25 protein-coding genes are annotated in these 25,367 nt (G+C 58.6%); 10 read left to right on the forward strand and 15 right to left on the reverse strand.

Annotated features, from left to right (window positions below; genetic code table 11):
- Positions 1-107: 107 nt before the first annotated feature.
- Positions 108-1,307: a tyrosine--tRNA ligase gene (tyrS, locus tag KRR23_RS19535; protein ID WP_216743955.1), complete on the reverse strand. Its 1,200-nt coding sequence runs from the start codon at positions 1,305-1,307 to the stop codon at positions 108-110.
- Positions 1,308-1,516: 209 nt separating this feature from the next.
- Here tyrS and KRR23_RS19540 point away from each other — a divergent pair, with 209 nt between their 5' ends.
- Both KRR23_RS19540 and KRR23_RS19545 read left to right on the forward strand, forming a co-directional pair.
- Positions 1,517-2,935 (forward strand): peptidoglycan DD-metalloendopeptidase family protein, encoded by a 1,419-nt coding sequence (locus KRR23_RS19540; RefSeq protein WP_216743850.1) that lies wholly within the window; start codon positions 1,517-1,519, stop codon positions 2,933-2,935.
- 3 nt (positions 2,936-2,938) lie between these two features.
- Positions 2,939-4,030 carry an anhydro-N-acetylmuramic acid kinase gene (locus KRR23_RS19545; protein WP_216743851.1) on the forward strand — a complete coding sequence of 364 codons (1,092 nt, stop codon included), beginning with the start codon at positions 2,939-2,941 and terminating at the stop codon, positions 4,028-4,030.
- A gap of 67 nt (positions 4,031-4,097) precedes the next feature.
- On the opposite strand, the gene erpA is transcribed toward KRR23_RS19545, so the two are convergent.
- Positions 4,098-4,448, reverse strand: coding sequence for an iron-sulfur cluster insertion protein ErpA (gene erpA, locus KRR23_RS19550; RefSeq protein WP_007906865.1), 351 nt, complete (start codon positions 4,446-4,448; stop codon positions 4,098-4,100).
- A gap of 167 nt (positions 4,449-4,615) precedes the next feature.
- Entirely contained in the window at positions 4,616-5,650 is a 1,035-nt protein-coding gene (gene argC / locus KRR23_RS19555; protein ID WP_216743852.1) for an N-acetyl-gamma-glutamyl-phosphate reductase, read from the reverse strand.
- Between the two features lie 135 nt (positions 5,651-5,785).
- Here argC and hemJ point away from each other — a divergent pair, with 135 nt between their 5' ends.
- The 6 genes from hemJ (at position 5,786) to coq7 (ending at position 10,399) form a co-directional block, all read left to right on the forward strand.
- Positions 5,786-6,217 carry a protoporphyrinogen oxidase HemJ gene (hemJ, locus tag KRR23_RS19560; RefSeq protein WP_019693893.1) on the forward strand — a complete coding sequence of 144 codons (432 nt, stop codon included), beginning with the start codon at positions 5,786-5,788 and terminating at the stop codon, positions 6,215-6,217.
- Positions 6,218-6,251: 34 nt separating this feature from the next.
- A complete protein-coding gene (locus KRR23_RS19565; RefSeq protein ID WP_216743853.1) occupies positions 6,252-7,220 on the forward strand; it encodes a nitronate monooxygenase family protein in 969 nt (322 codons plus the stop codon).
- An 81-nt stretch (positions 7,221-7,301) separates the two neighbouring features.
- Positions 7,302-8,222, forward strand: a complete 921-nt coding sequence (locus KRR23_RS19570; RefSeq protein ID WP_216743854.1) for a DUF805 domain-containing protein — start codon at positions 7,302-7,304, stop codon at positions 8,220-8,222.
- Between the two features lie 62 nt (positions 8,223-8,284).
- On the forward strand, positions 8,285-9,073 hold the full coding sequence (locus KRR23_RS19575; protein ID WP_216743855.1) for an SDR family oxidoreductase: 789 nt from the start codon (positions 8,285-8,287) through the stop codon (positions 9,071-9,073).
- An 87-nt stretch (positions 9,074-9,160) separates the two neighbouring features.
- On the forward strand, positions 9,161-9,499 hold the full coding sequence (locus KRR23_RS19580) for a histidine triad nucleotide-binding protein (protein WP_007906873.1): 339 nt from the start codon (positions 9,161-9,163) through the stop codon (positions 9,497-9,499).
- 252 nt (positions 9,500-9,751) lie between these two features.
- Positions 9,752-10,399: a 2-polyprenyl-3-methyl-6-methoxy-1,4-benzoquinone monooxygenase gene (coq7, locus tag KRR23_RS19585; RefSeq protein WP_019693897.1), complete on the forward strand. Its 648-nt coding sequence runs from the start codon at positions 9,752-9,754 to the stop codon at positions 10,397-10,399.
- A gap of 76 nt (positions 10,400-10,475) precedes the next feature.
- Here coq7 and speD read toward each other — a convergent pair whose 3' ends face one another.
- Together speD and KRR23_RS19595 are read right to left on the reverse strand one after the other, a co-directional pair.
- Positions 10,476-11,270 carry an adenosylmethionine decarboxylase gene (gene speD, locus KRR23_RS19590; RefSeq protein WP_054594292.1) on the reverse strand — a complete coding sequence of 265 codons (795 nt, stop codon included), beginning with the start codon at positions 11,268-11,270 and terminating at the stop codon, positions 10,476-10,478.
- Positions 11,271-11,508: 238 nt separating this feature from the next.
- Entirely contained in the window at positions 11,509-11,931 is a 423-nt protein-coding gene (locus KRR23_RS19595; RefSeq protein WP_017138086.1) for an OsmC family protein, read from the reverse strand.
- A gap of 235 nt (positions 11,932-12,166) precedes the next feature.
- On the opposite strand from KRR23_RS19595, the gene crp reads away from it, so the two are divergent.
- Complete coding sequence (gene crp / locus KRR23_RS19600) at positions 12,167-12,811, forward strand: cAMP-activated global transcriptional regulator CRP (RefSeq protein ID WP_054594293.1); 645 nt, start codon at positions 12,167-12,169, stop codon at positions 12,809-12,811.
- Here crp and KRR23_RS19605 read toward each other — a convergent pair.
- The 4 genes from KRR23_RS19605 to KRR23_RS19620 form a co-directional block, all read right to left on the reverse strand.
- Positions 12,808-13,509, reverse strand: a complete 702-nt coding sequence (locus tag KRR23_RS19605) for a lipoate--protein ligase family protein (protein ID WP_216743856.1) — start codon at positions 13,507-13,509, stop codon at positions 12,808-12,810. The two genes, crp and KRR23_RS19605, sit on opposite strands and share 4 nt — an antisense overlap.
- 67 nt (positions 13,510-13,576) lie before the next feature.
- A complete protein-coding gene (trpC, locus tag KRR23_RS19610) occupies positions 13,577-14,413 on the reverse strand; it encodes an indole-3-glycerol phosphate synthase TrpC (RefSeq protein ID WP_216743857.1) in 837 nt (278 codons plus the stop codon).
- Positions 14,410-15,459: an anthranilate phosphoribosyltransferase gene (gene trpD / locus KRR23_RS19615; RefSeq protein ID WP_054594295.1), complete on the reverse strand. Its 1,050-nt coding sequence runs from the start codon at positions 15,457-15,459 to the stop codon at positions 14,410-14,412. Before trpD ends, trpC begins: the two co-directional genes overlap by 4 nt.
- Before the next feature lie 9 nt (positions 15,460-15,468).
- Positions 15,469-16,062, reverse strand: a complete 594-nt coding sequence (locus tag KRR23_RS19620; protein ID WP_216743858.1) for an aminodeoxychorismate/anthranilate synthase component II — start codon at positions 16,060-16,062, stop codon at positions 15,469-15,471.
- Positions 16,063-16,461: 399 nt separating this feature from the next.
- Between KRR23_RS19620 and estP the strand changes: the two genes are divergently transcribed.
- The gene (gene estP / locus KRR23_RS19625; protein WP_216743859.1) at positions 16,462-18,372 is read left to right on the forward strand and encodes an esterase EstP; all 1,911 of its coding nucleotides are present in this window, start codon (positions 16,462-16,464) and stop codon (positions 18,370-18,372) included.
- 176 nt (positions 18,373-18,548) lie between these two features.
- On the opposite strand, the gene trpE is transcribed toward estP, so the two are convergent.
- The 6 genes from trpE to KRR23_RS19655 all read right to left on the reverse strand — a co-directional run bounded on the left by trpE (position 18,549) and on the right by KRR23_RS19655 (position 25,175).
- Positions 18,549-20,030, reverse strand: coding sequence for an anthranilate synthase component I (gene trpE, locus KRR23_RS19630; protein WP_216743860.1), 1,482 nt, complete (start codon positions 20,028-20,030; stop codon positions 18,549-18,551).
- A 70-nt stretch (positions 20,031-20,100) separates the two neighbouring features.
- Positions 20,101-20,919 carry a phosphoglycolate phosphatase gene (locus KRR23_RS19635; protein ID WP_216743861.1) on the reverse strand — a complete coding sequence of 273 codons (819 nt, stop codon included), beginning with the start codon at positions 20,917-20,919 and terminating at the stop codon, positions 20,101-20,103.
- Positions 20,916-21,590: a ribulose-phosphate 3-epimerase gene (rpe, locus tag KRR23_RS19640; RefSeq protein WP_019693907.1), complete on the reverse strand. Its 675-nt coding sequence runs from the start codon at positions 21,588-21,590 to the stop codon at positions 20,916-20,918. Before rpe ends, KRR23_RS19635 begins: the two co-directional genes overlap by 4 nt.
- Before the next feature lie 92 nt (positions 21,591-21,682).
- Positions 21,683-22,831 carry an iron-containing alcohol dehydrogenase gene (locus tag KRR23_RS19645; RefSeq protein ID WP_216743862.1) on the reverse strand — a complete coding sequence of 383 codons (1,149 nt, stop codon included), beginning with the start codon at positions 22,829-22,831 and terminating at the stop codon, positions 21,683-21,685.
- 258 nt (positions 22,832-23,089) lie between these two features.
- A complete protein-coding gene (locus KRR23_RS19650; RefSeq protein ID WP_103319659.1) occupies positions 23,090-23,914 on the reverse strand; it encodes an ABC transporter permease in 825 nt (274 codons plus the stop codon).
- Between the two features lie 13 nt (positions 23,915-23,927).
- Positions 23,928-25,175, reverse strand: a complete 1,248-nt coding sequence (locus tag KRR23_RS19655) for an ABC transporter permease (RefSeq protein WP_216743863.1) — start codon at positions 25,173-25,175, stop codon at positions 23,928-23,930.
- Between the last annotated feature and the right edge of the window lie 192 nt (positions 25,176-25,367).

Here is a 25,367-nt window from a genome sequence, read left to right on the forward strand (position 1 = left end):
AAAACTGCGTAACTCTTTGTTTACCAAGGAGTTTTCCGTTTCGACTGCGCCGGAAGTGGGGCGAATTATAGACAGATATAATTCGCCGTCAACCCCTAATTTCAGTTCTACTCGGATTTAAGCGTAATACGCGCAAACGCCTTCTTTCCGGCCTGGCAAACATGGGTCGCGCCCAGCGCATATATAAAGGCGCGATCAACCACTTCACCATCTATACGCACGCCCCCCGAACCGAGCAGGTCGCGCGCGACCGCCGAGTTCTTTACCAGCCCTGCTTTATTAAGCACAGCTGCAATCGGCATATCCTCAGTAGCGGTCAGCTCGATCTCTGGCAGATCGTCCGGCAGCTCGCCTTCCTTCATACGGTTACCCGCAGCACGGTGAGCATTCGCCGCAGCTTCTTCACCATGGAAACGCGCAACAATCTCTTCAGCCAGCTTGATCTTGATATCTCGCGGATTGGCGCCAGCCTGGACATCAGCGCGCAACGCATCGATCTCATCCATAGAGCGGAAGCTGAGCAATTCAAAGTAACGCCACATCAGCACATCAGGAATCGAAACCAGCTTGCCGTACATGACGCCCGGCGCTTCCTGAATACCGACGTAGTTGCCCAACGACTTGGACATCTTCTTCACGCCATCCAGCCCTTCGAGCAATGGCATGGTCAGAATGCACTGAGCCTCTTGACCATAACTGCGCTGCAGCTCACGCCCCATCAGCAGGTTGAACTTCTGATCAGTGCCGCCCAGCTCGACATCCGCACGCAATGCCACCGAGTCATACCCCTGAACTAGCGGATACAGGAACTCGTGAATAGCGATTGGCTGATTGGTCGAATAGCGCTTATTGAAGTCATCGCGCTCAAGCATACGCGCCACGGTGTATTGCGAAGTCAGGCGAATGAAGTCCGCCGGCCCCATCTGATCCATCCAGGTGGAGTTGAAAGCCACTTCGGTTTTCGCCGGATCAAGAACCTTGAACACCTGAGTCTTATAGGTCTCGGCATTTTCGAGAACCTGCTCACGCGTCAACGGAGGACGGGTAGCACTCTTGCCACTCGGATCACCGATCATCCCGGTGAAGTCACCTATAAGGAAGATTACCTGGTGACCCAGATCCTGGAACTGGCGCAGCTTATTAATAAGCACCGTGTGGCCCAGGTGCAAATCCGGCGCAGTCGGATCGAAGCCAGCCTTAATACGCAGCGGCTGGCCGCGCTTGAGCTTCTCGATCAGCTCGGACTCGACCAACAGTTCTTCCGCACCACGTTTGATCAGCGCTAGCTGCTCTTCAACCGACTTCATAACAGACCCGCAAGGCTCAGATTCAAAGGGAACCAACCATACAAGATCGCGCACCAAATACAAGTTTTGCCCGGCGCACGGACGCCAATCTGCGAACAGAGCATTCGCGACTTGCTTAAGAGATGATTTGGTTATATTTTATACAGTTATTTCATCTTCATCATGTCATTCATCTTTTCCAATTCATCTTTTCCAAAGTCAAATTACCTATGACCACAGAACCGTCTAAAGCGCCGCCGCTTTATCCGAAGACCCACCTGCTCGCGGCAAGTGGCATTGCTGCCCTCCTCAGCCTGGCGCTCCTGGTATTCCCTTCCAGTGACGTTGAAGCCAAAAAGACAACCCTGAGTCTTGAACTGGAACGTCCCGCAGAACAACTGACACAAGATCAAGACGCTGCTGACGCCGTTCAAGCCACAAACGAGCCGGTCGAATCTCCATTCGCCCAGATCGAAGACAGTACCGACGATAGCAAGGAAACGGCTAAAGCAGCCCCGGCACCAGCCGTTGAAGAGAAGAAAGCGCCAGGCCACCGGGAAGTGATCGTTGCCAAAGGCGACACGCTCTCCACATTGTTCGAGAAAGTCGGGCTTCCAGCGGCTTCGGTGCACGACGTATTGGCCAGCGACAAGCAAGCCAAGCAGTTCACCCAGCTTAAACACGGCCAGAAACTCGAATTCGAACTAGGCCGCGACGGCCAGTTGACCAATCTGCACAGCAAGATCAATGACGCTGAAAGCATCAGCCTGAGCAAAAACGCCAAGGGCTATACCTTTAACCGCATTACAGCCAAGCCAACCGTGCGCTCCGCCTATGTTCACGGTGTGATCAACAGCTCGCTTTCGCAATCCGCTGCGCGTGCCGGGCTGTCCCACAGCCTCACCATGGACATGGCCAGCGTGTTTGGCTACGACGTCGACTTCGCCCAGGATATTCGCCAGGGTGACGAGTTCGATGTGATCTACGAACAGAAAGTCGTCAACGGCAAAGCTGTCGGCAATGGCCCCATTCTTTCCGCCCGTTTCACCAACCGCGGCAAGACGTACACCGCCGTGCGTTACACCAACAAGCAAGGCAACAGCAGCTACTACACGGCCGAAGGCAATAGCATGCGCAAGGCGTTCATTCGTACGCCGGTGGACTTCGCCCGTATTAGCTCGCGTTTCTCCATGGGTCGCAAGCATCCAATTCTGAACAAAATTCGCGCGCACAAAGGCGTCGACTACGCAGCGCCTCGCGGTACGCCGATCAAGGCTGCCGGTGACGGTAAAGTGCTGCTCGCCGGGCGTCGCGGCGGTTACGGCAATACGGTGATCATTCAGCACGGCAACACCTACCGCACGCTGTACGGTCACATGCAGGGCTTCGCCAAAGGCATCAAGACTGGCGGCAACGTCAAGCAGGGCCAGGTGATCGGTTATATCGGCACTACCGGCCTCTCTACCGGTCCACACTTGCACTACGAGTTCCAGGTCAACGGCGTTCACGTCGACCCGCTGGGACAGAAGCTGCCGATGGCCGATCCGATCGCCAAGGCTGAACGCGCGCGCTTCCTGCAACAAAGCCAGCCGCTGATGGCGCGCATGGAGCAAGAAAAAGCCACCCTGCTGGCTTCGAGCAAACGCTAAGCCATGGCGCTCTATATAGGTGTGATGTCCGGTACCAGCCTTGATGGCCTGGACATTGCGCTGATCGAGCAAGCACCGGCGATCAAGCTGATCGCCACGCACTACATTCCCATGCCCGAATCCCTGCGCGCCGAGCTGCTTGGCTTGTGCGCCAGCGGGCCTGACGAGATCGCCCGCAGCGCCATCGTCCAGCAAAACTGGGTAAAGCTGGCCGCTCAGGGCATCAATACCCTGCTTGCAGATCAACACCTGAAACCTGACGACATCCGAGCGATTGGCAGCCACGGCCAGACTATTCGCCACGAGCCCGTACGCGGCTTCACCGTGCAGATCGGCAACCCTGCCCTATTGACTGAACTGACCGGAATCACTGTCGTCAGCGACTTTCGTAGCCGCGACGTGGCTGCAGGCGGGCAAGGCGCGCCGCTGGTTCCAGCCTTCCATGAAGCCTTGTTTGAACAGCGCAGCGGCAACCGTGCAGTCTTGAATGTTGGCGGCTTCAGCAATCTCAGCCTGATCGAGACCGACAAACCCGTCTCGGGCTTTGACTGCGGCCCAGGCAATGTCCTGCTGGACGCCTGGATTCACCAGCAGCGCGGTGAGACCTTCGACCGTGACGGCCAGTGGGCTGCAAGCGGCACCGTAGAGCCTGTACTGCTGAAAGCCTTGTTGAGCGATCCGTTCTTCCTGACCAAGGGCCCCAAAAGCACCGGCCGCGAAGTGTTCAACCTGCAATGGCTGACACAACACCTGGCGCGCCTGCCCCCATTTGCCGCACAAGACGTGCAAGCCACGCTGCTTGAGCTGACGGCGCTGACCATCGTCGAATCGCTACAAGCCGCACAAGCCGATACGCAAGAGCTGCTGGTCTGTGGTGGCGGCGCCCATAACGCGACGCTGATGAACCGCCTCGCCAGCCTGCTGCCAGACGCCAAGGTCAGCAGCACTGCAGCCTACGGCGTAGACCCGGACTGGGTCGAAGCCATGGCCTTCGCCTGGTTGGCCCATTGCTGCCTCGAAAGTATCCCGGCCAATCGTCCAAGCGTCACCGGCGCTCGCGGATTACGCGTCCTCGGCGCCATCTACCCCGCCTGAACACCAGACAGCAAAACGCCGCAAAGCCGTGAGGCCATGCGGCATTTTGTGATGCGCTGAGGTGCGATCAGATCGAAAACGAAGAGCCGCAACCACAGGTCGTGGTGGCATTCGGGTTCTTGATCACGAAACGCGAACCTTCCAGACCTTCCTGATAATCCACCTCGGCACCTGCCAGGTACTGGAAGCTCATTGGATCGACGACCAGGCTAACGCCTTCGCGCTCGACGATGGTGTCGTCATCGGCCACTTCTTCATCGAATGTGAAGCCGTACTGAAACCCTGAACAACCGCCGCCCGTAACGAATACGCGCAGCTTCAAGCGATCATTACCCTCTTCATCGACCAGGCTCTTCACCTTGTGCGCGGCACCGTGGGTGAATTGCAAAGCCGTGGGGGTGAAGGATTCGACGCTCATGCTGACTATCTCCCGGTGTTACACCGCCATAATGCGTGATGACGCGCATTATCCGCTTCTCCCAGAAAATCGGTCAACTATTGTTACGGTATATCAATCAACACAATTGTCAGCCCGGAATACAAAAAGGCCCGTTAAACGGGCCTTTCTGCTGAGAGGGGAAAAGCTTAGGGCAGCATGCCTGCATGGGACAGGCCCAAGCGCTCGTCCAGACCAAACAGGATGTTCAGGTTCTGCACCGCCTGACCCGACGCGCCTTTGACCAAGTTGTCGATCACCGACAGCACCACCACCAGATCGCCGTCCTGTGGACGATGAACCGCAATACGGCAAACGTTGGCACCCCGCACGCTACGAGTTTCCGGATGGCTTCCAGCCGGCATGACATCGACGAACGGTTCGTTGGCATAGCGCTTTTCAAACAACGCCTGCAAGTCCACAGAGCGATCGACCACGGTTGCATAGAGTGTGGAGTGAATACCGCGAATCATCGGCGTCAGGTGCGGCACGAAAGTCAGGCCGACGTCCTTGCCTGCTGCGCGACGCAGCCCCTGGCGAATCTCCGGCAAGTGACGATGCCCTTTAACGGCGTAGGCTTTCATGCTCTCGGAGGTTTCGGAGTACAGCGAACCAACGCTTGCACCACGACCTGCACCGCTGACACCCGACTTGCAGTCAGCAATCAGACGCGAAGTATCGGCAAGACCTGCTTCGAGCAACGGCAGGAAGCCCAGTTGCGTGGCGGTTGGGTAGCAACCCGGCACCGCGATCAGACGAGCTTGCCTGATCTGCTCGCGATTGACTTCCGGCAAGCCGTAGACCGCTTCTTCCAGCAACTCTGGCGCACCGTGCGGCTGACCATACCACTTGGCCCATTCGTCCGCGTCCTGCAGACGGAAGTCTGCCGACAGGTCGATGACCTTGGTCCCGGCCGCCAGCAACTCACCGGCCAGCGCATGCGCTACACCGTGCGGAGTGGCGAAGAACACCACATCGCAGGCACCGAGGGTTTTGATGTCCGGAACGCTGAACGCCAGGCCGTCGTAGTGGCCTCGCAGGTTCGGGTACATGTCGGCAACGGCCAGGCCTGCCTCGGATCGGGAAGTGATCACTACCACTTCAGCTTGCGGATGTTGCGCCAACAGACGCAGCAATTCGACACCGGTGTAACCCGTGCCGCCGACGATACCGACCTTGACCATAAACCTGCCCTCAACGAACCCACTGGAAAGCCGTCGATAATAGGGCGCGCACCGCCCTGCGACAACCGTCAAGGTGACGTACGGAGGCCCAAGCCTCTACTATTCGGGCTACCGTGAACCTGGGAATAACTAAAAATGCTTTATCTGTGGCTCAAAGCGCTTCATATCGTCAGCATGGTCTGCTGGTTTGCCGGCCTGTTTTACCTGCCACGCCTGTTTGTCTACCACGCTCAAAGTGAAGACAGCATCAGCAAGGAACGCTTCAGCATCATGGAGCGCAAACTGTACCGCGGGATCATGGGCCCGGCGATGATCGCCACACTGGCTTTCGGGATCTGGCTGATCAGTCTCAACCCCAGCGCCTACTTCGGACAAGGTGCCTGGATGCATGCAAAATTGACCCTGGTAGTGATCCTGATCGGCTATCACCACATGTGTGGTGCACAGGTAAAACGTTTTGCCCGTGGCGAAAACACCCGCAGCCATGTCTTTTATCGCTGGTTCAATGAAGTGCCAGTTCTGATATTGCTGGCTATTGTAATTCTGGTCGTCGTACGGCCGTTCTAATCCTTATTAGTCGCAACTTATCGGGGTACTTCCAATGTCGCTGCCCGCTTTGCTCGAACAACGTTTGCGTCTGCCTGTCGTGGCAGCGCCGATGTTCCTGATTTCCAATCCACAGCTGGTACTCGCCTGCTGCCGCAATGGTGTGGTCGGCAGCTTTCCAGCGCTGAACCAGCGTGAAAGCAGCGGCTTCAAAGCCTGGCTGGAGGAAATTGAAGCGGGTCTGGCGCTATTGGAAAATCCTGCGCCGTATGCGGTGAATCTGATCGTTCACAACAGCAATCCGCGCCTGCAAGCGGACCTGGCAATCTGCATCGAACACAAGGTTCCAATCGTGATCACCAGCCTTGGCGCAGTGAAAGAGCTGGTCGATGCGGTGCACGGCTATGGTGGCCTGGTTTTCCACGACGTGACGACTCGACGCCATGCGGAAAAAGCTGCCGAGGCCGGCGTCGATGGCTTGATCGCCGTAGCGGCAGGCGCCGGTGGCCATGCCGGGACCTGGAGCCCGTTTTCGCTGATTGCCGAGATTCGCCAGTTCTTCGACAAAACCCTGCTGCTGGCCGGCTGCCTGAACCATGGCCACGAGATTCTCGCTGCGCAACTGCTTGGTGCGGATCTGGCGTACTTCGGCACTCGCTTTATTGGCACAACCGAAAGCCATGCCCCTGAAGCCTATAAAGAGATGCTGCTGACTTCCAGGGCCGCCGACATTGTCCATACGCCAGCGGTGTCCGGGGTGCCGGCAAGCTTCATGCGCCAAAGCCTGATAAACGCCGGTTTTGACGTAGATGCACTGCAAGGCAAGGGTGAAGTCAACTTCGGCGCCAAACTCAAACCCTTGAGCGATGAAGCCAAAGCCTGGAAAACCGTCTGGTCCGCTGGCCAGGGCGTGGGTGAAATCGATGACCTGCCAAGCGTCGATCAACTGGTCGCAAGGCTGGACGCCGAGTACCGCAAGGCGCTGGAACTCGCAGCCCAACTGCCCAAACGGTGGCCGCGTTAACGCACAAGGTTTGGCCAGCCGATTCTGGCTGGCTTAAACTGCCGAGTACAAACCCTGGACTCGCGACAAGGATGCCCTGGAATGAGCGAAAACCGTTTCAAGATCGTCTTCGACGGAGCCCTGCTTCCGGACGTTGACATCACCACCGCGAAACTCAATCTCGCCCAGCTGTTCAAAAGCGACGTCGCGGCCATCGAACGCCTGTTCAGCGGAAAGCCTGTCGCGCTCAAGCACGACCTGTCCCACGCAGACGCACAAACCTATCTGAATGCCCTGTCAAAAACCGGCATCGATGCACGCATTGAAGCCGAGCCATCGATCGAGCTCAATCTGACCGACGTTCACGATTCATCGTCCGCCGCTTACACGGCGCCCACGCTCAATGACAACGAATCGCCCTATAGCCCTCCTCGCGCGCCCGTTGGTGAAGCGCTGCCAGAGTTTTCGGAACTCAAGGTGTTTAGCGTGCAGGGCCGAATCGGGCGTCTGCGTTATCTCGCGTGGTCATTGGTGGCGCTACTGATCATGGGCGCTATCGCTGGCGTTTTTGGACTCAGCCTGCTGAGCGGCAATCAAATAGTGCTGAGCACAATTGTTTGTGTCGTTGCGTTCGTGGCGTACCTCTACATAAACATCACCATCAGCGTGCAACGCCTGCACGATCTTGGTTGGTCCGGCTGGCTGTGGTTTCTGAATCTGGTGCCCTTTATCGGCAGCCTGTTCCCATTTGCACTCGCGGTGCTGCCAGGAAACGTCGGGGCGAATCGCTATGGCGCGCCGCAGCCCCCTAACAGCACGGCGGTCAAAGTTCTGTGCGGGCTGTGGCTGGTGGTGATCGCAGTGGTTTTTGTCGGCGCACTTGCCGGTGGCCTCAGCACCCTGACCGAAGAGTACGAAACCACCACGACCAGCAGTTATGGAAGCAGTGAGCCGGCTGATGCGGTTGAGGCAGACGATGCGGCGAAAGCAGCTCAGCCCCCTGTAGACTATGAGAAAGAATAAACGCGCTCGGTTCCTGTGACATCTCTGTCCACAGGCTGCGAGCCGTTGCGATGGAGAATTGCATGACCCGTTACGCTCTGATCACTGGCGCCTCCAGCGGCATCGGCCTGGCCATGGCCGAAGCGCTGGCGCGACGCGGCCGCAGCCTGATTCTGGTGGCCCGTCAACGTGATCAGCTGGAAAGTATTGCCATCGAACTGACCCAGCGCTTTGGCGTCGAGGTGCTGTTCCGCGCCTGTGACCTGGGTGAACCGCTGCGCTTGTCCGGTTTTCTGCTGGAACTCGAAGAGGGTGACCGACAGATCGACCTGCTGGTCAATTGCGCCGGCATCGGTACCTGCGGCCCGTTCCTGGCTCAGGACTGGATGACCGAACAAGACTTGATCGAAGTGAATATCCTCGCCCTGACCCGCCTGTGCCACGCCATTGGCAACAGCATGGCCTTGCAGGGCGGTGGGCAGATTCTGAACGTCGCCTCGATGGCCGCCTTCTACCCCGGCCCATGGATGAGCACCTATTACGCCAGCAAGGCGTATGTATTGCACTTCTCCGAAGGCTTGCGGGTCGAGCTGAAGAAGTGCGCGGTCAAGGTCTCGGTCCTCTGCCCCGGCCCGACGCGCACGGCGTTTTTCCGCACCGCGCAACTGGACACCGACAATCTGGCCAACAGCAAACTGCTGATGAGCCCCGAGGAAGTGGCCCTTTACACAGTGCGTGCGCTGGAGAAGAACCGCGCGATCATCATTCCCGGACGCTTCAATCGCTGGTTCGCGCTGTTGCCGCGCTTCGGCTCGCGCTGGCTGACCCGAACCATCGTAGGCATGGTCAACAAGACGCACTGTCCGCGCTGAGCATCACTAAAAGTAAAGCTAACAGGCTGGGCTCGGGCATCTCCCGTGAGTACACTCAGCCCGGACCAACACAATGGAGAAACAGCTGTGGATACTCTGTTCACCAAAATCATCAACAGAGAAATACCCGCCAAGATCATTTACGAGGATGACCAGGTCCTGGCCTTCCACGACATCGCCCCGCAGGCACCCGTGCATTTCCTGGTAGTCCCGAAAAAGCCGGTGCGCACGCTCAACGACCTCACCGAGGACGATAAAGCGCTGGCCGGGCACATTCTGTTCACCGCCCAGCGCCTGGCACTGGAGCTGGGCTGCGAAGAAGGCTTTCGCGTGGTCATGAACTGCAATGAACTGGGCGGCCAGACCGTCTACCACATTCATATGCACGTGCTGGGTCAGCGCCAGATGCACTGGCCACCGGGCTGATCCTTCTCCTGAGCTTGTTGTGGCGAGGGAGCTTGCTCCCGCTGGGCTGCGCAGCAGCCCCCGCCTTTCTGCTGCTCCCCAATGAAACTCGCGGACTGACTTAACGACCGCTTCGCGGCCGAGCGGGAGCAAGCTCCCTCGCCACAAAGCCAGTATCTGCAAATGCCAGGTGGTCTTCTGCAATGACCCAGCGCAAACCTAACCCGGCCGATTGCGGTAAACTGGCCGCCGAGATTCTTCCCGGAGGTCAGCATGACTACCCAACGTCACTACTCGCCGATTGACCGTCTTCTGTTGCAAGCCGACACCGCCATGCGCACGTTGCTGCCCTTCAGTGGCCAGCCTTGCCGCCCGTCGCCGGCCATCGTGCAGCCAGAGGCGAAAATGAGCGACGAAGACACCCGGCACGTCGCCGGCCTGATGCGCATCAACCATACCGGTGAAGTCTGTGCCCAGGCGCTGTACCAGGGCCAGGCCCTGACTGCCAAGCTGCCGCGAGTGCGCGAGGCAATGGAACACGCAGCCGAAGAAGAAATCGATCATCTGGTCTGGTGCGAACAGCGCATCCGCCAACTGGGCAGCCACACCAGCATCCTCAATCCGCTGTTCTACGGTATGTCGTTCGGTATCGGCGCCGTCGCCGGACTGATCAGCGACAAAGTCAGCCTGGGGTTCGTCGCAGCGACTGAAGATCAGGTGTGCAAACACTTGAACGAGCACCTTGAGCAACTGCCAGTCGAGGACGAGAAGTCCCGGGCCATTCTTGAGCAGATGCGCATCGATGAAGAGCAGCACGCCGAAAGCGCGCTGGACGCTGGAGGCTTCCGCTTCCCGGCACCGGTAAAATTCGGCATGAGCCTGATGGCCAAAGTCATGACCAAAAGTACCTACCGGATCTGAACCATAAAACCTTCGAGCACAAAAAAGGGCGCTATCTCAGCGCCCTTTCTTTTGCCTTCGATCTTTATTTCAAAGATCAGCTCGACATGTTGCGGGCGTAGAAAATCTCGAGCATTTCGTGTTTCACCCGCTCAGTCACCTGAGCTCGTTGCTCAGAGGACAGGTTGCTGGTGGCGTCGCCGAACAGGTAGTTATCCAGTTCGAAGTTCTTCAGCAGCATTTTGGTGTGAAACAGGTTTTCCTGGTACACGTTCACGTCGGTCATCTGATACGCGTCGCGAGTGTCTTCGGAGAGGTAGTTCTGAATCGAGTTGATCTCGTGATCGATGAAGTGCTTCTTGCCTTCGATGTCACGGGTGAAGCCGCGCACGCGGTAATCCACGGTCACGATATCCGAATCGAACTGGTGAATCAGGAAGTTGAGCGCCTTAAGCGGTGAAATGACGCCACAAGTCGACACATCAATATCCACACGGAAAGTTGCAATACCGTCCACCGGATGGATTTCCGGGTAGGTGTGCACCGTGATGTGGCTCTTGTCGAGGTGGGCCAGGATGATTTCGGGCAACGGGCCCGGCGACTCTTCAATCTGACTGTCGGTCGGGGTCACCGGCTCTTCAGAGATCAGAATCGTGACGCTGGCGCCCTGGGGTTCATAGTCCTGACTGGCGATGTTCAGGATGTTGGCACCAATGATATCGACAACTTCTGTGAGGATCTGCGTCAGGCGCTTGGCGTTGTACTCTTTATTGATGTACTCAACGTAAGCCTGCTGGTCTTGCGGAGTTTCCGCATAGCAGATGTCATAGATGTTGAAGCTCAAGGTCTTTGTCAGGTTATTGAACCCATGGAGCTTGAGTTTGCTTTTCACCGTTTAAAAACTCTCTATGTATGCGGCCCGGCCGCGTGATCAAGCATGCCCGTCAGATGCGAACGACGCACCAGCGTAGGACGGTTAACACCTCTTCGCGATGGCGATTTTGGTTGTCTGTTCGGGTGTGTGATCTATCGGCTGACCGATCACGGCCCTGAAAAAAGTGGCGCATTATGCAGACCTGGGCCAATGATCGCCAGAGTCTGCACTGCATTTATGATAGTTGAATGTCGAATCAACCGAGTTCGATGATTTCGTAGTCGTGGGTGATGGCGACACCGGCCGCACCGAGCATGATCGACGCCGAGCAATACTTCTCCGCCGATAGCTCGATGGCGCGTTTGACCTGGGCTTCTTTCAGCGCCCGGCCCTTGACCACGAAGTGCATGTGAATCTTGGTAAAAACCTTGGGATCTTCAGTCGCACGCTCGGCTTCGAGGAAGGCTTCGCAGCTCTCCACGGCCTGGCGGGACTTCTTCAGGATGCTGACCACGTCGAAATTGCTGCAACCGCCCACACCGAGCAGGAGCATTTCCATCGGACGGACACCCAGGTTCCGACCGCCAGCATCAGGCGGACCGTCCATGACCACCACGTGACCGCTACCGGACTCACCGAGGAACATGGCTTCGCCAGCCCATTGGATGCGTGCCTTCATCGCCAAGACTCCACTGTTAAAAAAGGGTCGCCAGCTTAGCACAGGGCCTTCGGTTGACAGCGACTGGCATCAGCGCAAGCAACACACTTACAGTATTGATAAATTATCGAATAACGACGGAATGCGTCTGTTAAGCTGGCGCCAATTTCATGGCACTTAGCCTGCTGTTTTTCGGCCATCATCAGCGATTCATAAAAAACCACAACACACCGTGCAGTCTTTTCGGGATACAACCATGGTTGCTATTACCCCAACACCCAAAATCAAGAACCTCGACAAGTTATTGATGCATTGCCAGCGCCGTCGCTATCAGGCCAAGAGCAATATCATTTGCGCGGGCGATCGTTCGGATACGCTGTTTTTCATCATCAAGGGCTCGGTCACCATTCTCATCGAGGACGACGATGGCCGGGAAATGATCATCGCCTACCTCAATGCCGGGGACTTCTTCGGCGAGCTGGGTCTGTTCGAACAAGCCGGGCAGGAACAGGAGCGCAGCGCCTGGGTTCGCGCCAAGGTCGAATGCGAAGTGGCAGAGATCAGCTACTGCAAGTTCCGCGAGCTATCCCAGCAAGACCCGGACATTCTCTATGTGCTCAGTGGCCAGATTGCCCAGCGCCTGCGCAATACCACACGCAAGGTTGGCGACCTGGCGTTCTTCGACGTCACCGGCCGGGTTGCGCGCTGCTTGCTGGAGCTGTGCAAACAGCCCGACGCCATGACGCACCCGGACGGCATGCAGATCAAGGTTACCCGCCAGGAAATCGGCCGGATCGTCGGTTGCTCGCGGGAAATGGTCGGGCGCGTGCTCAAGGACCTGGAAGAACGCAACCTGGTCAACGTCAAAGGCAAGACCATGGTGGTCTTCGGCACCCGCTAAGCCGACATCACCTCGGCGAGCATTTGCCGATACAAGGTGTCCAGCCGCGCGATGGCATCCGGGGCGGCGAATTGTTCATGCAGGGCAATATGGCTCTGCGCGCGAACCCGCTGCTCCAGACTGCAAGCCTCGTTAAAACGGTTCACCGCCTCAACCATTGACTCCCGCTCGTCGTCCAGCAACAGCGCACCATGCACCAAACCCACCGGACGCTGACCACCCTTGCTCTGGCGCCAGCGCTGAGCGGTGCCGACCATTTTGCGGCCATCGAGATTGACGTTGAAACGGCCATCACAGAAAGCGCCCTCGACTTCACCCAATGAAGGCTTGCCACCGAGTTCCGTCAGCAGCGCACAAATCGGATCACACAGGCGCCGATAAGCGGTTTCGATCCTACCGTGGTCACCTTCGCTGCGCGGCGGTGCATACACCAGCGCGATATTGACCGTCGCGGCAGACTGCGGCACCGGTTCACCGCCGGTTTCACGCAACAGAACCGGCCAACCATGTGCCGCCGACGCTTGGCAAGCGGCCTCAAACCCTGGCAGACGGCTCAAGCGCCGGGGCATGACCAGCGCTCGATCGCTCGGCTGCCAGAACAGCAAACCAAACTCCTGGTCGCCGGCACAGACCGTCGCCAACAAATCCTGCTCGGCACGCAGACCGGCTTCGACAGTCAAAGCAATGGGGTGAGTCATGACAGTGCGAATCCTTTGCGGTGGATACAAAAAAGCCGGCAACGCCGGCTTCTTCATTGAATCAGGTTCAGTCGAGTGTGGAACCGCTGACCGCCACGCCACGCTCTGGAAAGAACAAGCGTTGCAGTTCAGTGCCCGGGCTCTCGGCGCGCATGAATGCTTCACCGACCAGGAACGAATACACCTCGCTGATTTCCATCAGCTCGACATCGGCGCGATTGAGGATGCCACTTTCAGTAATGACCAGGCGATCGCGCGGGATGCGCGGCAGCAGATCGAGCGTGGTTTCCAGGCTGACATCAAAGGTGTGCAGATTGCGATTGTTCACGCCGACCAGCGGAGTATCGAGAACCTTCAAGGCCCGCTCCAGCTCATCACCGTCATGAACTTCGACCAGCACGTCGAGGCCAACACCTTTAGCGACGGCTGCCAGTTCGGCCATTTTCACGTCATCCAGCGCGGAAACGATCAACAGCACGCAATCAGCGCCCAGCGCACGGGCTTCGACGATCTGATAAGGATCGATCATGAAGTCCTTGCGAATCACCGGCAGCTTGCACGCCGCACGCGCCTGCTGCAAATAAATGTCGGCGCCCTGGAAGAAATCGACATCGGTCAGCACCGAGAGGCAGGTTGCCCCGCCCTTCTCGTAGTCCCTGGCGATTTCGGCCGGCACGAAGTTCTCGCGAATCACGCCCTTGCTCGGCGAAGCCTTCTTGATTTCAGCAATCACTGCCGGGTGCTTGAGCTTGGCCTGGGCGAGCAGCGCCTTGGCAAAACCACGCGGTGCATCGGCCACTTTGGCCAGCGCTTCCAGCTCGGCAAGCGTTACACCAGCGCTGCGCTCAGCCACTTCTTCGACCTTACGGGCGAGAATCTTTTCCAGAACCGTCGGTACACTCATGCCTCATTCTCCACTCTGAATACCGCGGTAAACGCACCCAGTTCTTCAAGCTTTTCACGCGCAAGGCCGGTATGCAGCGCGTCATGAGCCAGGGCAACGCCCTCTTTCAGGCTGACCGCATGATCAGCGGCGTACAACGCAGCACCAGCATTGAGCACAATCATTTCAGCAGCTTTCTGACCGTTCTCGGTTTTGCGGCGCCCCAAGGCATCGCGAATCAGTTCAAGCGAAGCCGCCGGGCTTTCCACCGCCAGGCCGTGCAGGCTCTGGCTCTTCATGCCCAAGTCTTCAGGCTCGACCCAATACTCGCTGATCTGGTCATTCTTCAATTCAGCAACAAAGGTTGGCGCCGCCAGACTGAACTCGTCCAGGCCATCCTTCGAATGCACCACCAACACATGTTTGCTGCCCATGCGCTGCAAGACTTCGGCTAACGGTCGGCACAACGCCTGACTGAACACGCCCACCACCTGATGTTTCACGCCGGCCGGATTCGTAAGCGGGCCGAGCATGTTGAACAGTGTACGCAGGCCGAGATCGCGGCGTGGGCCGGCAGCGTGTTTCATCGCACCATGGTGCGATTGGGCGAACATGAAACCGATGCCGACGTTGTCGATGCAACGCGCCACTTGAACCGGCGTCAGGTTCAGGTAGATCCCGGCCGCCTCCAGCAAGTCGGCGCTGCCGCTTTTACCTGATACCGCACGGTTACCGTGCTTGGCCACGGTGCAACCCGCCGCCGCCACCACAAACGAGGAAGCCGTCGAAACGTTGAAGATGTTCGCACCATCACCGCCGGTGCCGACTACATCGACAACACCGTCGAGGGTTTTCAGCTCGACCTTGTCCGCCAGCTCACGCATGACCGAAACGGCGCCGACGATCTCGTCGATGCTCTCGCTTTTCATGCGCATGGCCATCATGAACGCGCCAATCTGCGCGTCTGTGCATTGCCCGGTCATGATTTCGCGCATCACATCGCGCATTTCATCAGTGCTCAGGTCCAGATGGCCGACGATACGGCTCAGGGCAGTCTTGATATCCATGGAAAGTCCTTAGCGCGTGCCGCCGGTTTGTTTGAGGAAGTTGGCAAACAGCTCATGGCCCTGCTCGGTCAGGATTGACTCGGGGTGAAATTGCACCCCTTCGATGTTCAATGTCTTGTGGCGCAGCCCCATGATTTCATCGACCGAGCCGTCTTCGAACTGAGTCCAGGCGGTCAGCTCCAGGCAATCGGGCAAAGTTTCACGCTTCACAATCAGCGAGTGATAGCGGGTGACCGTCAGTGGACGATTAAGACCTTCGAACACGCCCTTGTCCTCGTGGAATACCGGGCTAGTCTTACCGTGCATAACCTGGCGGGCGCGCACTACATCGCCACCGAACGCCTGGCCGATGGATTGATGACCCAGGCAAACGCCGAGAATCGGCAGCTTGCCGGCGAAATACTTGATGGCCTCGATGGACACGCCGGCTTCGGTCGGGGTGCATGGACCGGGAGAGACGACGATGCGCTCGGGTTTGAGCGCTTCGATTTCGGCGATGGTCAGCTCATCGTTGCGCACAACCTTGACCTCGGAGCCTAGCTCACCAAGGTACTGCACAACGTTGTAAGTAAAAGAGTCGTAGTTATCGATCATCAGCAACATGGTTTGAAACCTCTTGAATTCACTGACTTTTGAGACGGCCTTCGAATGATTTACCCGCAGTCTTGCAACGCTCGGTCAGTTGCTGGAATGGAACCGGCAAAAGCGGCATTTCATACGGGTAAAGAAGGCAAACAGGCACAGGTCCGGCCGGGCCGGCAGAGAAAGTTCAGGCGCGCCAACGCCAACGGGCGTGGGCCTTGATGACTTGATCCAAGAGTTTGCTGACGATCAACACGGGGAAGGTCTCATTCATACGTTCCCGCACAGTAACTTAGCTGAGCAGAGGGTGCAATATGGCGCAGAGCAAGCAACCGATGCAGCCTTTAGCCATAGCTAAAACGCGAAAGTTTTTGGTACTGTCGTTCCGTTAACTACAACAATAAATAAATGGACTTGCTCATGATCAAACAGACGATGTTTGTACCGCTCGCCAGTTGTGTTCTTGCAATGGCCTGCGCCCAGGCGATTGCGGCCCCCGCTCCCTATACGAAATTCATTGTCTTTGGCGACAGCCTGAACGACGCCGGGCAATTTACCGATACAGGCGGCCCCGCAGGCGCAACCGAGCGGTTCACCAACCGCGTCGGACCGACCTACAAGGATGGCAATGGCGAGGTTCGCGCCGCCAACTCGACGCAGTTGCTGGGGGGGAAACTGGGGTTTTCACCTGACCAGACGGCCGCTTCGACCTCGGCAGCCCGCGCCAGCCAAGGCCTGCCAGATGGCAATAACTGGGCGGTAGGTGGATATCGCACCGATGAGATCCTCGACTCGATCACCACCACCTCGGACACCGGTGAGCGCAGTCGCCCCGGTTATCTGCGGAGCAACGGCTTCCGTGCCGACCCGAACGCGCTCTACTACCTCTCCGGTGGGGGCAACGACTTCCTTCAGGGTAGGGTAACCAGCCTCGACCAGGCCAGCGCTGCAGCCGATCGCCTGGTCAGCAGCGTACAAACACTGCAACAGGCCGGCGCCAAATACATCATGGTCTGGCTACTGCCTGATATCGGGCTGACCCCGGCGATCAATGGCAGCCCGTTGCAGGCCTTTACCTCTCAGCTCAGCGCCCAGTTCAACACCGAACTGGTCAGCCAGTTGCAGCACGTCAATGCCGAAGTCATCCCGCTCAACATTCCGGTGCTGCTCAACGAGGCCTTCGCCAACCCGGCGCAATTTGGCCTGGCCACCGACCAGAACCTCACCGCGACCTGCTTCAGCGGCGATAGCTGTACTGAAAACGCCCGGTACGGGATAAACAGCGCCACACCCGACCCGACCAAGCTGATCTACAACGACTCGGTACACCCGACTGAAGCCGGGCAACGCCTGATCGCCGATTACGCGTTTTCCATACTGGCAGCCCCTTGGGAACTGACGCTGTTGCCAGAAATGGCCCACGCCACCCTACGCGCGCACCAGGATGAACTGCGTAACCAATGGCAATCCGACTGGGAAAACTGGCAAAACGTCGGTCAGTGGCGTGCGATTGTCGCCGGCGGCGGTCAGCACCTCAGTTTTGACGATCAACGCAGTGCAGCCAGTGCCGATGGCAACGGCTACAACTTGAACATTGGCGGTAGCTACCGTCTCGACGAGGCCTGGCGTGTTGGCGTGGCTGCCGGCTTCTATCGTCAGAAGCTGGAAGCGGGCAACGACAATTCGCAGTACAAACTCAACACGTACATGGGAACGGCGTTCGCTCAATATCAGCAAAATCGCTGGTGGGCTGATGCGGCAATGACGGCTGGGCATCTGGACTACGACAGTCTCAAACGCAAGTTCGACCTGGGCGTCAACGAACGCGGGGAGAAAGGCAGTACCAACGGCACGGTGTTGGCTGTCACCGGTCGCCTGGGTTACGACATCGCGCAGCAGGCAAGCAGCCCGTGGCACTTGTCGCCATTCATCAGCGCCGATTACGCCAAGGTACAAGTCGATGGTTACTCGGAGAACGGCAACGACTCCACGGCACTGACCTTCGGTGACCAGAAGCGCACCTCGAAGCGCCTCGGCGTCGGCTTGCAGGGCAAGTATCAGATCACCCCGCAGACTCAGGTGTTCGGCGAATACGCTCATGAGCGCGAATATAAGGACGATACCCAGGACCTGACCATCAACCTCAACAGCCTGCCCAACAACCGTTTCACACTGCAGGGGTACACCCCGCAAACCAACCTGAACCGCCTGAACCTGGGCGTCAGCCAGAAGTTGACCCCAGACCTGGCGCTACGGGCCAGCTACAACATTCGCAAGGATGACGACTTCACCCAACAAGGCATCAACGTGGGTGTCAGCCTGGACTTCTAAACCGCAGGCCATAAAAAACGCGGCGCCCTCACAGGCGCCGCGTTTTTTTGAGTGCTCTCTGATGTGGCGTGCGAGCTTGCTTCGCGCTCGGCTGCGAAGCAGTCGCCATGAAGGGACCTGCTACGCAGGCCAGCGGGAGCCAGCTCCCTCGCCACAACAAGCTCCTTCGTTACAGCTCAGCCTTGTGGGGTTTGCTCGGCCAGGGCCACGGCGCGGAACATCGCACGGCGCTTGTTCAGGGTTTCTTCCCATTCGAGCGCAGGCACCGAATCAGCCACGATGCCACCACCGGCCTGCACATGCAGTTCGCCGTTCTTGATCACCGCAGTGCGGATTGCAATCGCGGTGTCCATGTTGCCGTTCCAGGCGAAGTAACCGACCGCGCCACCGTAAACGCCACGTTTGACCGGCTCCAGTTCGTCGATGATTTCCATCGCGCGAATCTTCGGCGCACCCGACAGCGTGCCGGCCGGCAGAATCGCCCGCAGTGCGTCCATCGCGGTCAGGCCGGCTTTCAACTGGCCGGTGACGTTGGAGACGATGTGCATCACGTTGGAATAACGCTCGATGACCATTTTCTCGGTGAGTTTCACCGAACCGATTTCCGACACGCGACTGGTGTCGTTGCGGCCAAGGTCGATCAGCATCAGGTGCTCGGCGATTTCCTTGTCGTCCGACAGCAGGTCTTCTTCAAGCGCCCGGTCAGCTTCCTCGTTGGCACCGCGCGGGCGGGTGCCGGCAATCGGGCGCACGGTGATCAGGTTGTCTTCGACCCGCACCAGCACTTCCGGCGAACTGCCAACGACATGGAAGTCGCCAAAGTTGAAGAAGTACATATAAGGCGTCGGGTTGAAGCAACGCAGCGCCCGGTACAGATCGATCGGCGCAGCCTTGAAGTCGATGGACATCCGTTGCGACGGCACCACCTGCATGCAGTCACCAGCGAGGATGTACTCCTTGATGGTGTCCACCGCCCGTTCGTAATCGTCCTGGGTGAAACTGGAGCGGAACACCGGATCAGCCGCTTGCTGCTTGCTGAAGTCCAGGCCGCGACGCGGAGTGATTGGCTGGCGGAGTTTTTCCAGCAGTTCTTCCAGACGCGCCTGACCTTGCTCAAAGGCATTTTCCTGCGACGGGTCGGCCAGCACGATGGCGTGCATCTTGCCGGCCAGGTTGTCGAATACCACTACCGCATCGGAAACCATCAGCAGAATGTCCGGCACGCCCAGCGGATCCGGGTTCGGGCACTTGCCCAGACGCTTCTCCACGTAACGCACGCAGTCATAACCGAAGTAACCCACCAGCCCGCCGTTGAAGCGTGGCAGACCGGCAATGGTCGGCACGTTGTAGCGCGCCTTGAAGGCTTCGACGAAAGCCAGCGGGTCTTCGACATCGTGGCTTTCCACCTCGGCGCCATCGACCGTCACGCTGACGTGGTGATCATGCACCCGCAGCACCGTACGGCACGGCAGCCCAATGATCGAGTAACGGCCCCATTTCTCGCCGCCCTGCACCGACTCCAGCAGATAGGAGTTGGGCTCGTCGGCCAGTTTCAGGTAGATCGACAGCGGCGTGTCGAAGTCGGCAAGGGTTTCGCAGGCAAGCGGGATGCGGTTGTAGCCGGCAGCGGCCAAACGCAGGAATTCTTCGCGGATCATGAGGTGCCTCGTGGCTTGAGGGTCTAACGGTCAGGTGTGCAAACGCGCCGGATAGCCGGCCAGGATCGAGTCAGGCGCGCCAACGCCAGCGGGCCAGGGCCTTGATGACTTTCATCCAGAGTTTGCGAGTGACCACCACGATGGAGTTTCCAGGAGGGGATTGAACAGCGTCGGGCAACGTTATCTCAGCGGCCGGATCCAGGCAACCGGGAATTAGCTTGCGCAGATCGTCGATCACCAGCGCCGGCGACTCCTCGGCAATCGGCCGGCCATGGTTGTAGCCATAGCTCAGGGCTACGCACTTCACACCGGCCGCCTTGGCCGCCAGCACGTCGCTGCGCGAGTCACCGACAAACAACGATTGCGAGGCCGGAATATTGGCCATTTTCATCACGAAAAACAGCGCCGCCGGGTCAGGCTTTTTCTGCGGCAGGGTGTCGCCGCCGATGATCCAGCGGAAGTAGCGGCCGATTTTCAGCTGATCCAGCAAGGGTGCGACGAAACGCTCCGGCTTGTTGGTGATCAGCGCCATTTCGACGCCCTGCTTGTGCAACCACTTCAGGGTATCGCGTACACCTGGGTAAACCACCGTCAGTTCATGGCCGTCCGCGTAGGCTTCCATGAAGATCTCCAGCGCGTGCTCGGCCTCGACATCATCGACACTTGCATGATCGATATTGCCCGCCAGTGCACGACGGACCAGCACCGGTGCACCGTTGCCCACCCATTCGCGCACCGCGTCGAGACCTGCCGGGGCACGCCCGAGTTTGAGCAGCATGTTATCCACGGCCACTGCGAGGTCCGGAACCGAATCGATCAACGTGCCATCCAGATCGAACATCACCAGCCGCGGCAGACGCCCCGGGAACAGCTGCTCAAAACCACTCATGGGCGAGCCAGTGCCAGTTCGGAGCGCATCTTCTCAATCACTTCCTGATAGTTCGGCGCATTGAAGATGGCCGAACCGGCGACGAAGGTGTCAGCGCCAGCCGCGGCGATTTCGCGGATGTTGTTCACGTTCACGCCACCGTCGATTTCCAGACGAATGTCACGGCCCGACGCATCGATCAGCGCGCGCGCTTCACGCAGTTTGTCGAGAGTACCGGGAATGAATTTCTGTCCGCCGAAGCCCGGGTTGACGCTCATCAGCAGGATCATGTCGACCTTGTCCATCACGTACTTGAGCACGTCCAGCGGGGTCGCCGGGTTGAACACCAGGCCAGCCTTGCAACCGCCTTCGCGGATCATTTGCAGGGAACGGTCGACGTGCAGCGTGGCTTCCGGGTGGAAGGTGATGTAGGTCGCGCCGGCATCGATGAAGTCGCCAATGATGCGGTCTACCGGGCTGACCATCAGGTGCGCGTCGATCGGCGCGGTGATGCCGTATTTGCGCAATGCCGAGCAGACCATCGGCCCGATGGTCAGGTTTGGCACGTAGTGGTTGTCCATGACATCGAAGTGAACGATGTCGGCGCCGGCGGCCAGAACGTTGTCCACTTCCTCGCCCAGGCGGGCGAAGTCGGCGGAGAGAATCGACGGAGCAATAGCGAAGGGCTGCATGACGCACCTTTTTTGAGCAGAATCACAATGGCGCGCATTGTATACCTCATGCCTTGACGCGCGCACCGTGACCGCGATGATTGGGTCAGGCCCTAGTAGGCCGCTCGATAGATCTTCTCAATATCGGCGGTGCTCAATTTACGCGGGTTGTTGCGCATCAATCGCTCTATTCCTGCGGCCTCCACAGCCATCGCCGGGATTGCATCTTCTGGTATGCCGAGGCTATGCAGGCCTTGAGGGATTTCCACTGCGGCACAGAGTCGCGCCATGGCCTCGACCGCTTTATCCGCCGCCTCTTCAGCGCTCAACTGCGCCGTTTTCACCCCAAGCGCCTCGGCGATATCCTGCATGCGTTCGATACACGCCATTTTGTTCCAGGCCATGACATACGGAAGCAGCAAGGCGTTGCTGACACCGTGCGTCACGTTGAAGCGTCCGCCCAGCGGATACGCCAAGGCATGCACCGCACCGACCCCGGCGTTGCCGAACGCCATGCCGGCCATCAGGCTGGCGGTGGCCATGTCTTCACGGGCCTGCAGGTTCGAAGGATTGGTGTAGGCCTTGGGCAATGCCTTGACGATCAGCTTGATAGCACCGATGGCCAGTGCGTCGGTGATCGGCGAGGCGTTGAGCGACAGGTAGGATTCGACAGCGTGCACCAGCGCATCGACGCCACTGGCGGCCGTCACGCTGCGCGGGCACGTCAGGGTCATTTGCGGACTGACCAGCGCCACGTCCGGCAACAGATAATCACTGATGATGCCTTTCTTCAGCTGCGCGACCCTGTCGGACAGTATCGCCACGTTGGTGACTTCCGAACCGGTGCCGGCGGTGGTCGGAATCGCAATCAGCGGTGGGCCTTTGCGCGGCACCTGATCGATACCAAACAAGTCTTCGAGCGCGCCGTGGTAACCGGCATAGGCTGCAACACTTTTGGCGATGTCGATGGCGCTGCCGCCACCGAGTCCGATCAGGCCGTCATGCCCGCCTTCGCGGTAGACGCGCATGCAGTCTTCAACGATGGCGATTTCCGGGTCGGGCAACACCCGATCGAAAATCTCGTAAGTACGTCCACCCAGTTGCGCCAGCGCCAGCTCCACCGTGCCGGACTTGACCAGCGCGGCATCGGTGACAATCAGTGGGTTGTCGACATCCAGACGGGTCAGCTCGGCGGCCAACTGCTCAATGGCGCCAGCACCGGTGAGCAGTTTGTGAGCAATTTTGAAAGAGGAAATACTCATGTGCGCAGCCTCTTATGAATAGGGGAGCTGGGCACAATAGTAGCTGGGGATTGGGGTTTGTCTGTTATTGCGCGAATGAATGTGCGGGCTACTCCTAAAACCTGTGGCGAGGGAGCTTGCTCCCGTCGGCCGGTCCGCGCTCGGGCGCAGCAGTCGTAAAGCCTTCCAACGCGGACTTTCTGATAAACCGTGGTGGTTGCTTTTGGGGCTGCTCCGCAGCCCAGCGGGAGCAAGCTCCCTCGCCACAAAAGCAGATCCTTACACCTGTGCGGTACGCAGTTTCTCGCTGCGGCCACGTAGCCATTCCAGGGTCAGCAGCAGGAACACCGAGAAGGCGATCAGCAGCGTTGCGGCGGCGGCGATGGTCGGGCTGAGGTTTTCGCGGATGCCGCTGAACATCTGCCGTGGCAATGTCGCCTGTTGAGGGCCGGCAAGGAACAACGTGACCACCACCTCATCGAACGATGTCGCGAAGGCAAACAGCGCCCCGGAAATCACCCCCGGTGCGATCAGCGGCAAGGTCACGCGGCGGAACGCCGTGAGTGGCGAAGCTCCGAGGCTGGCGGCAGCACGCACCAGGTTCTGGTTAAAGCCTTGCAACGTCGCCGACACGGTAATGATCACGAACGGCACACCCAGCACCGCATGCACGACGATCAGCGAGATAAAGCTGTTGCCGAATCCCAGCGGCGCGAAGGCCAGGTAGCTGGCCACCCCGATGATCACCACCGGCACCACCATCGGCGAGATCACCAGCGCCATCACCAGCGCCTTGCCGGGGAAGTCGCCACGGGTCAGGCCAATCGCCGCCAGCGTGCCGAAGACCATCGCCAACACCGTCGCCGCCGGGGCGACGATCATGCTGTTCTTCAGCGAGCGCATCCATTCGGCCGAGGCGAAGAAGTCCTGGTACCAGTGCAGCGAGAACCCTTGCAGCGGGTAGACCAGAAAACTCCCCGAGTTGAACGACAGCGGGATGATCACCAGCACCGGCAGAATAAGGAACAACAGGATCAGCCCGCAGAGAATGCGCAAGCTGTAGAACCACACCCGTTCAATGGGCGACACATAAGGACTCAGCATTTCGATTCTCCCCTTAGCTCAAGCGCAGGCGGCTTGCGCCTACCAGCCAGCTGTAAATCAGATAGAGCACGACAGTCGCCAACAGCAGCAGCCCTCCGAGTGCGGTCGCCATGCCCCAGTTGATGCTGGTGTTGGTGTAGAAGGCGACGAAGTAACTGACCATCTGATCGTTCGGGCTGCCGAGCAGCGCCGGGGTGATGTAGTAACCAATCGCCAGGATGAACACCAACAGGCAACCAGCGCCGACACCGGCATAAGTCTGCGGGAAATACACTCGCCAGAAGCTGGCGAACGGATGGCAACCCAGGGAAATCGCCGCACGCATGTAGGTTGGCGAGATGCCTTTCATCACGCTGTAGATCGGCAGAATCATGAACGGCAGCAGGATGTGCACCATCGAGATGTAAACCCCGGTGCGGTTGAACACCAGTGCCAGCGGCTTATCGATGATGCCCATGGCCATCAACGCGCTGTTGATCAGCCCGCCCGATTGCAACAAGACAATCCACGCCGCCACCCGTACCAGAATCGAGGTCCAGAACGGCAACAACACCAGAATCATCAGCAGGTTGCTTTGACGTGACGGCAGGTTGGCCAGCAGATACGCCAACGGATAGGCGAGCACCAGGCAGATCGCGGTAATGACCAGGCCCATCCAGAAAGTCCGGGCAAAAATCTCGAGGTAGATCGCCTGATCAGGGGTCGCCGGGGCAATTTCGCCGAGGTCGTCGATCCGGTGGTCGACCGCTGCCAGCAAGTAATACGGCGTGATGCTGCTGGTGTTGCGGCGTACCGCTTGCCAGTAGGCCGGGTCGCCCCAACGCTCATCCAGCGCTTCGAGTGCATCTTTATAGGAGGCCGGTTCAGTTTTGAACGGCAGCGCTCGCGCGGTTTTGGTCAGCAGGCTGCGATAGCCGGCCAACTCCATATTCAATCGCTTGGACAGATCGCCCAGGCTTTGATTTTTGCGGGCCTCAAGGAGGTCTTCGCTGGCAGCCTTGAAGACCGGATCTGCCGGCAAGCCTCGGCCATCCCAGGTCGCAATGGCAGCCACGGTGCGCGGCATCCCGCCGACCACTTCCGGGTTACTGACACTTTTGTAGAGCAGCGCCACGATCGGCACCAGAAACACCAGCAACAGAAACAGCACCAACGGCGCGATCAGGGCCTGGGCCTTCCAGCGGTTGACCCGTTCGGCACGCGCAAGGCGCTGCTTCAAGGTGCGATTGGTGCCCTCGTTCAGGGGAACGGCGATGGCCATGGCGAACTCCGAAATTCTTGGATCAATCGTTAATGTGGGAGCGACCTTTGTGGCGAGCGAGCTTGCTCGCGCTGGGCTGCGAAGCGGCCCCAAAATGCTGTTAACAACCACCAATTTTGTGAGTGCTGCGCACTCAAGCGGGAGCAAGCTCCCTCGCCACAAAGCTCGCCCTCACAGGAGGGCGAGCCCTCT

Source organism: Pseudomonas sp. CVAP#3, assembly GCF_018986375.1.
In the GTDB taxonomy this organism is placed as follows: domain Bacteria; phylum Pseudomonadota; class Gammaproteobacteria; order Pseudomonadales; family Pseudomonadaceae; genus Aquipseudomonas; species Aquipseudomonas helvetica.

Coding starts and splice junctions, on each gene's coding strand:
- crp (WP_054594293.1), top strand. CDS start 12,167: ATGGTTGCTATTACCCCAACACCCAAAATCAAGAACCTCGACAAGTTA.
- argC (WP_216743852.1), bottom strand. CDS start 5,650: ATGGTCAAGGTCGGTATCGTCGGCGGCACGGGTTACACCGGTGTCGAA.
- estP (WP_216743859.1), top strand. CDS start 16,462: ATGATCAAACAGACGATGTTTGTACCGCTCGCCAGTTGTGTTCTTGCA.
- KRR23_RS19645 (WP_216743862.1), bottom strand. CDS start 22,831: ATGAGTATTTCCTCTTTCAAAATTGCTCACAAACTGCTCACCGGTGCT.
- KRR23_RS19650 (WP_103319659.1), bottom strand. CDS start 23,914: ATGCTGAGTCCTTATGTGTCGCCCATTGAACGGGTGTGGTTCTACAGC.
- KRR23_RS19540 (WP_216743850.1), top strand. CDS start 1,517: ATGACCACAGAACCGTCTAAAGCGCCGCCGCTTTATCCGAAGACCCAC.
- KRR23_RS19595 (WP_017138086.1), bottom strand. CDS start 11,931: ATGAAGGCACGCATCCAATGGGCTGGCGAAGCCATGTTCCTCGGTGAG.
- KRR23_RS19605 (WP_216743856.1), bottom strand. CDS start 13,509: ATGACTCACCCCATTGCTTTGACTGTCGAAGCCGGTCTGCGTGCCGAG.
- KRR23_RS19655 (WP_216743863.1), bottom strand. CDS start 25,175: ATGGCCATCGCCGTTCCCCTGAACGAGGGCACCAATCGCACCTTGAAG.
- coq7 (WP_019693897.1), top strand. CDS start 9,752: ATGACTACCCAACGTCACTACTCGCCGATTGACCGTCTTCTGTTGCAA.
- KRR23_RS19570 (WP_216743854.1), top strand. CDS start 7,302: ATGAGCGAAAACCGTTTCAAGATCGTCTTCGACGGAGCCCTGCTTCCG.
- rpe (WP_019693907.1), bottom strand. CDS start 21,590: ATGCAGCCCTTCGCTATTGCTCCGTCGATTCTCTCCGCCGACTTCGCC.
- hemJ (WP_019693893.1), top strand. CDS start 5,786: ATGCTTTATCTGTGGCTCAAAGCGCTTCATATCGTCAGCATGGTCTGC.
- KRR23_RS19620 (WP_216743858.1), bottom strand. CDS start 16,062: ATGTTGCTGATGATCGATAACTACGACTCTTTTACTTACAACGTTGTG.
- trpC (WP_216743857.1), bottom strand. CDS start 14,413: ATGAGTGTACCGACGGTTCTGGAAAAGATTCTCGCCCGTAAGGTCGAA.
- trpD (WP_054594295.1), bottom strand. CDS start 15,459: ATGGATATCAAGACTGCCCTGAGCCGTATCGTCGGCCATCTGGACCTG.
- KRR23_RS19545 (WP_216743851.1), top strand. CDS start 2,939: ATGGCGCTCTATATAGGTGTGATGTCCGGTACCAGCCTTGATGGCCTG.
- KRR23_RS19635 (WP_216743861.1), bottom strand. CDS start 20,919: ATGAGTGGTTTTGAGCAGCTGTTCCCGGGGCGTCTGCCGCGGCTGGTG.
- trpE (WP_216743860.1), bottom strand. CDS start 20,030: ATGATCCGCGAAGAATTCCTGCGTTTGGCCGCTGCCGGCTACAACCGC.
- tyrS (WP_216743955.1), bottom strand. CDS start 1,307: ATGAAGTCGGTTGAAGAGCAGCTAGCGCTGATCAAACGTGGTGCGGAA.
- KRR23_RS19575 (WP_216743855.1), top strand. CDS start 8,285: ATGACCCGTTACGCTCTGATCACTGGCGCCTCCAGCGGCATCGGCCTG.
- erpA (WP_007906865.1), bottom strand. CDS start 4,448: ATGAGCGTCGAATCCTTCACCCCCACGGCTTTGCAATTCACCCACGGT.
- KRR23_RS19565 (WP_216743853.1), top strand. CDS start 6,252: ATGTCGCTGCCCGCTTTGCTCGAACAACGTTTGCGTCTGCCTGTCGTG.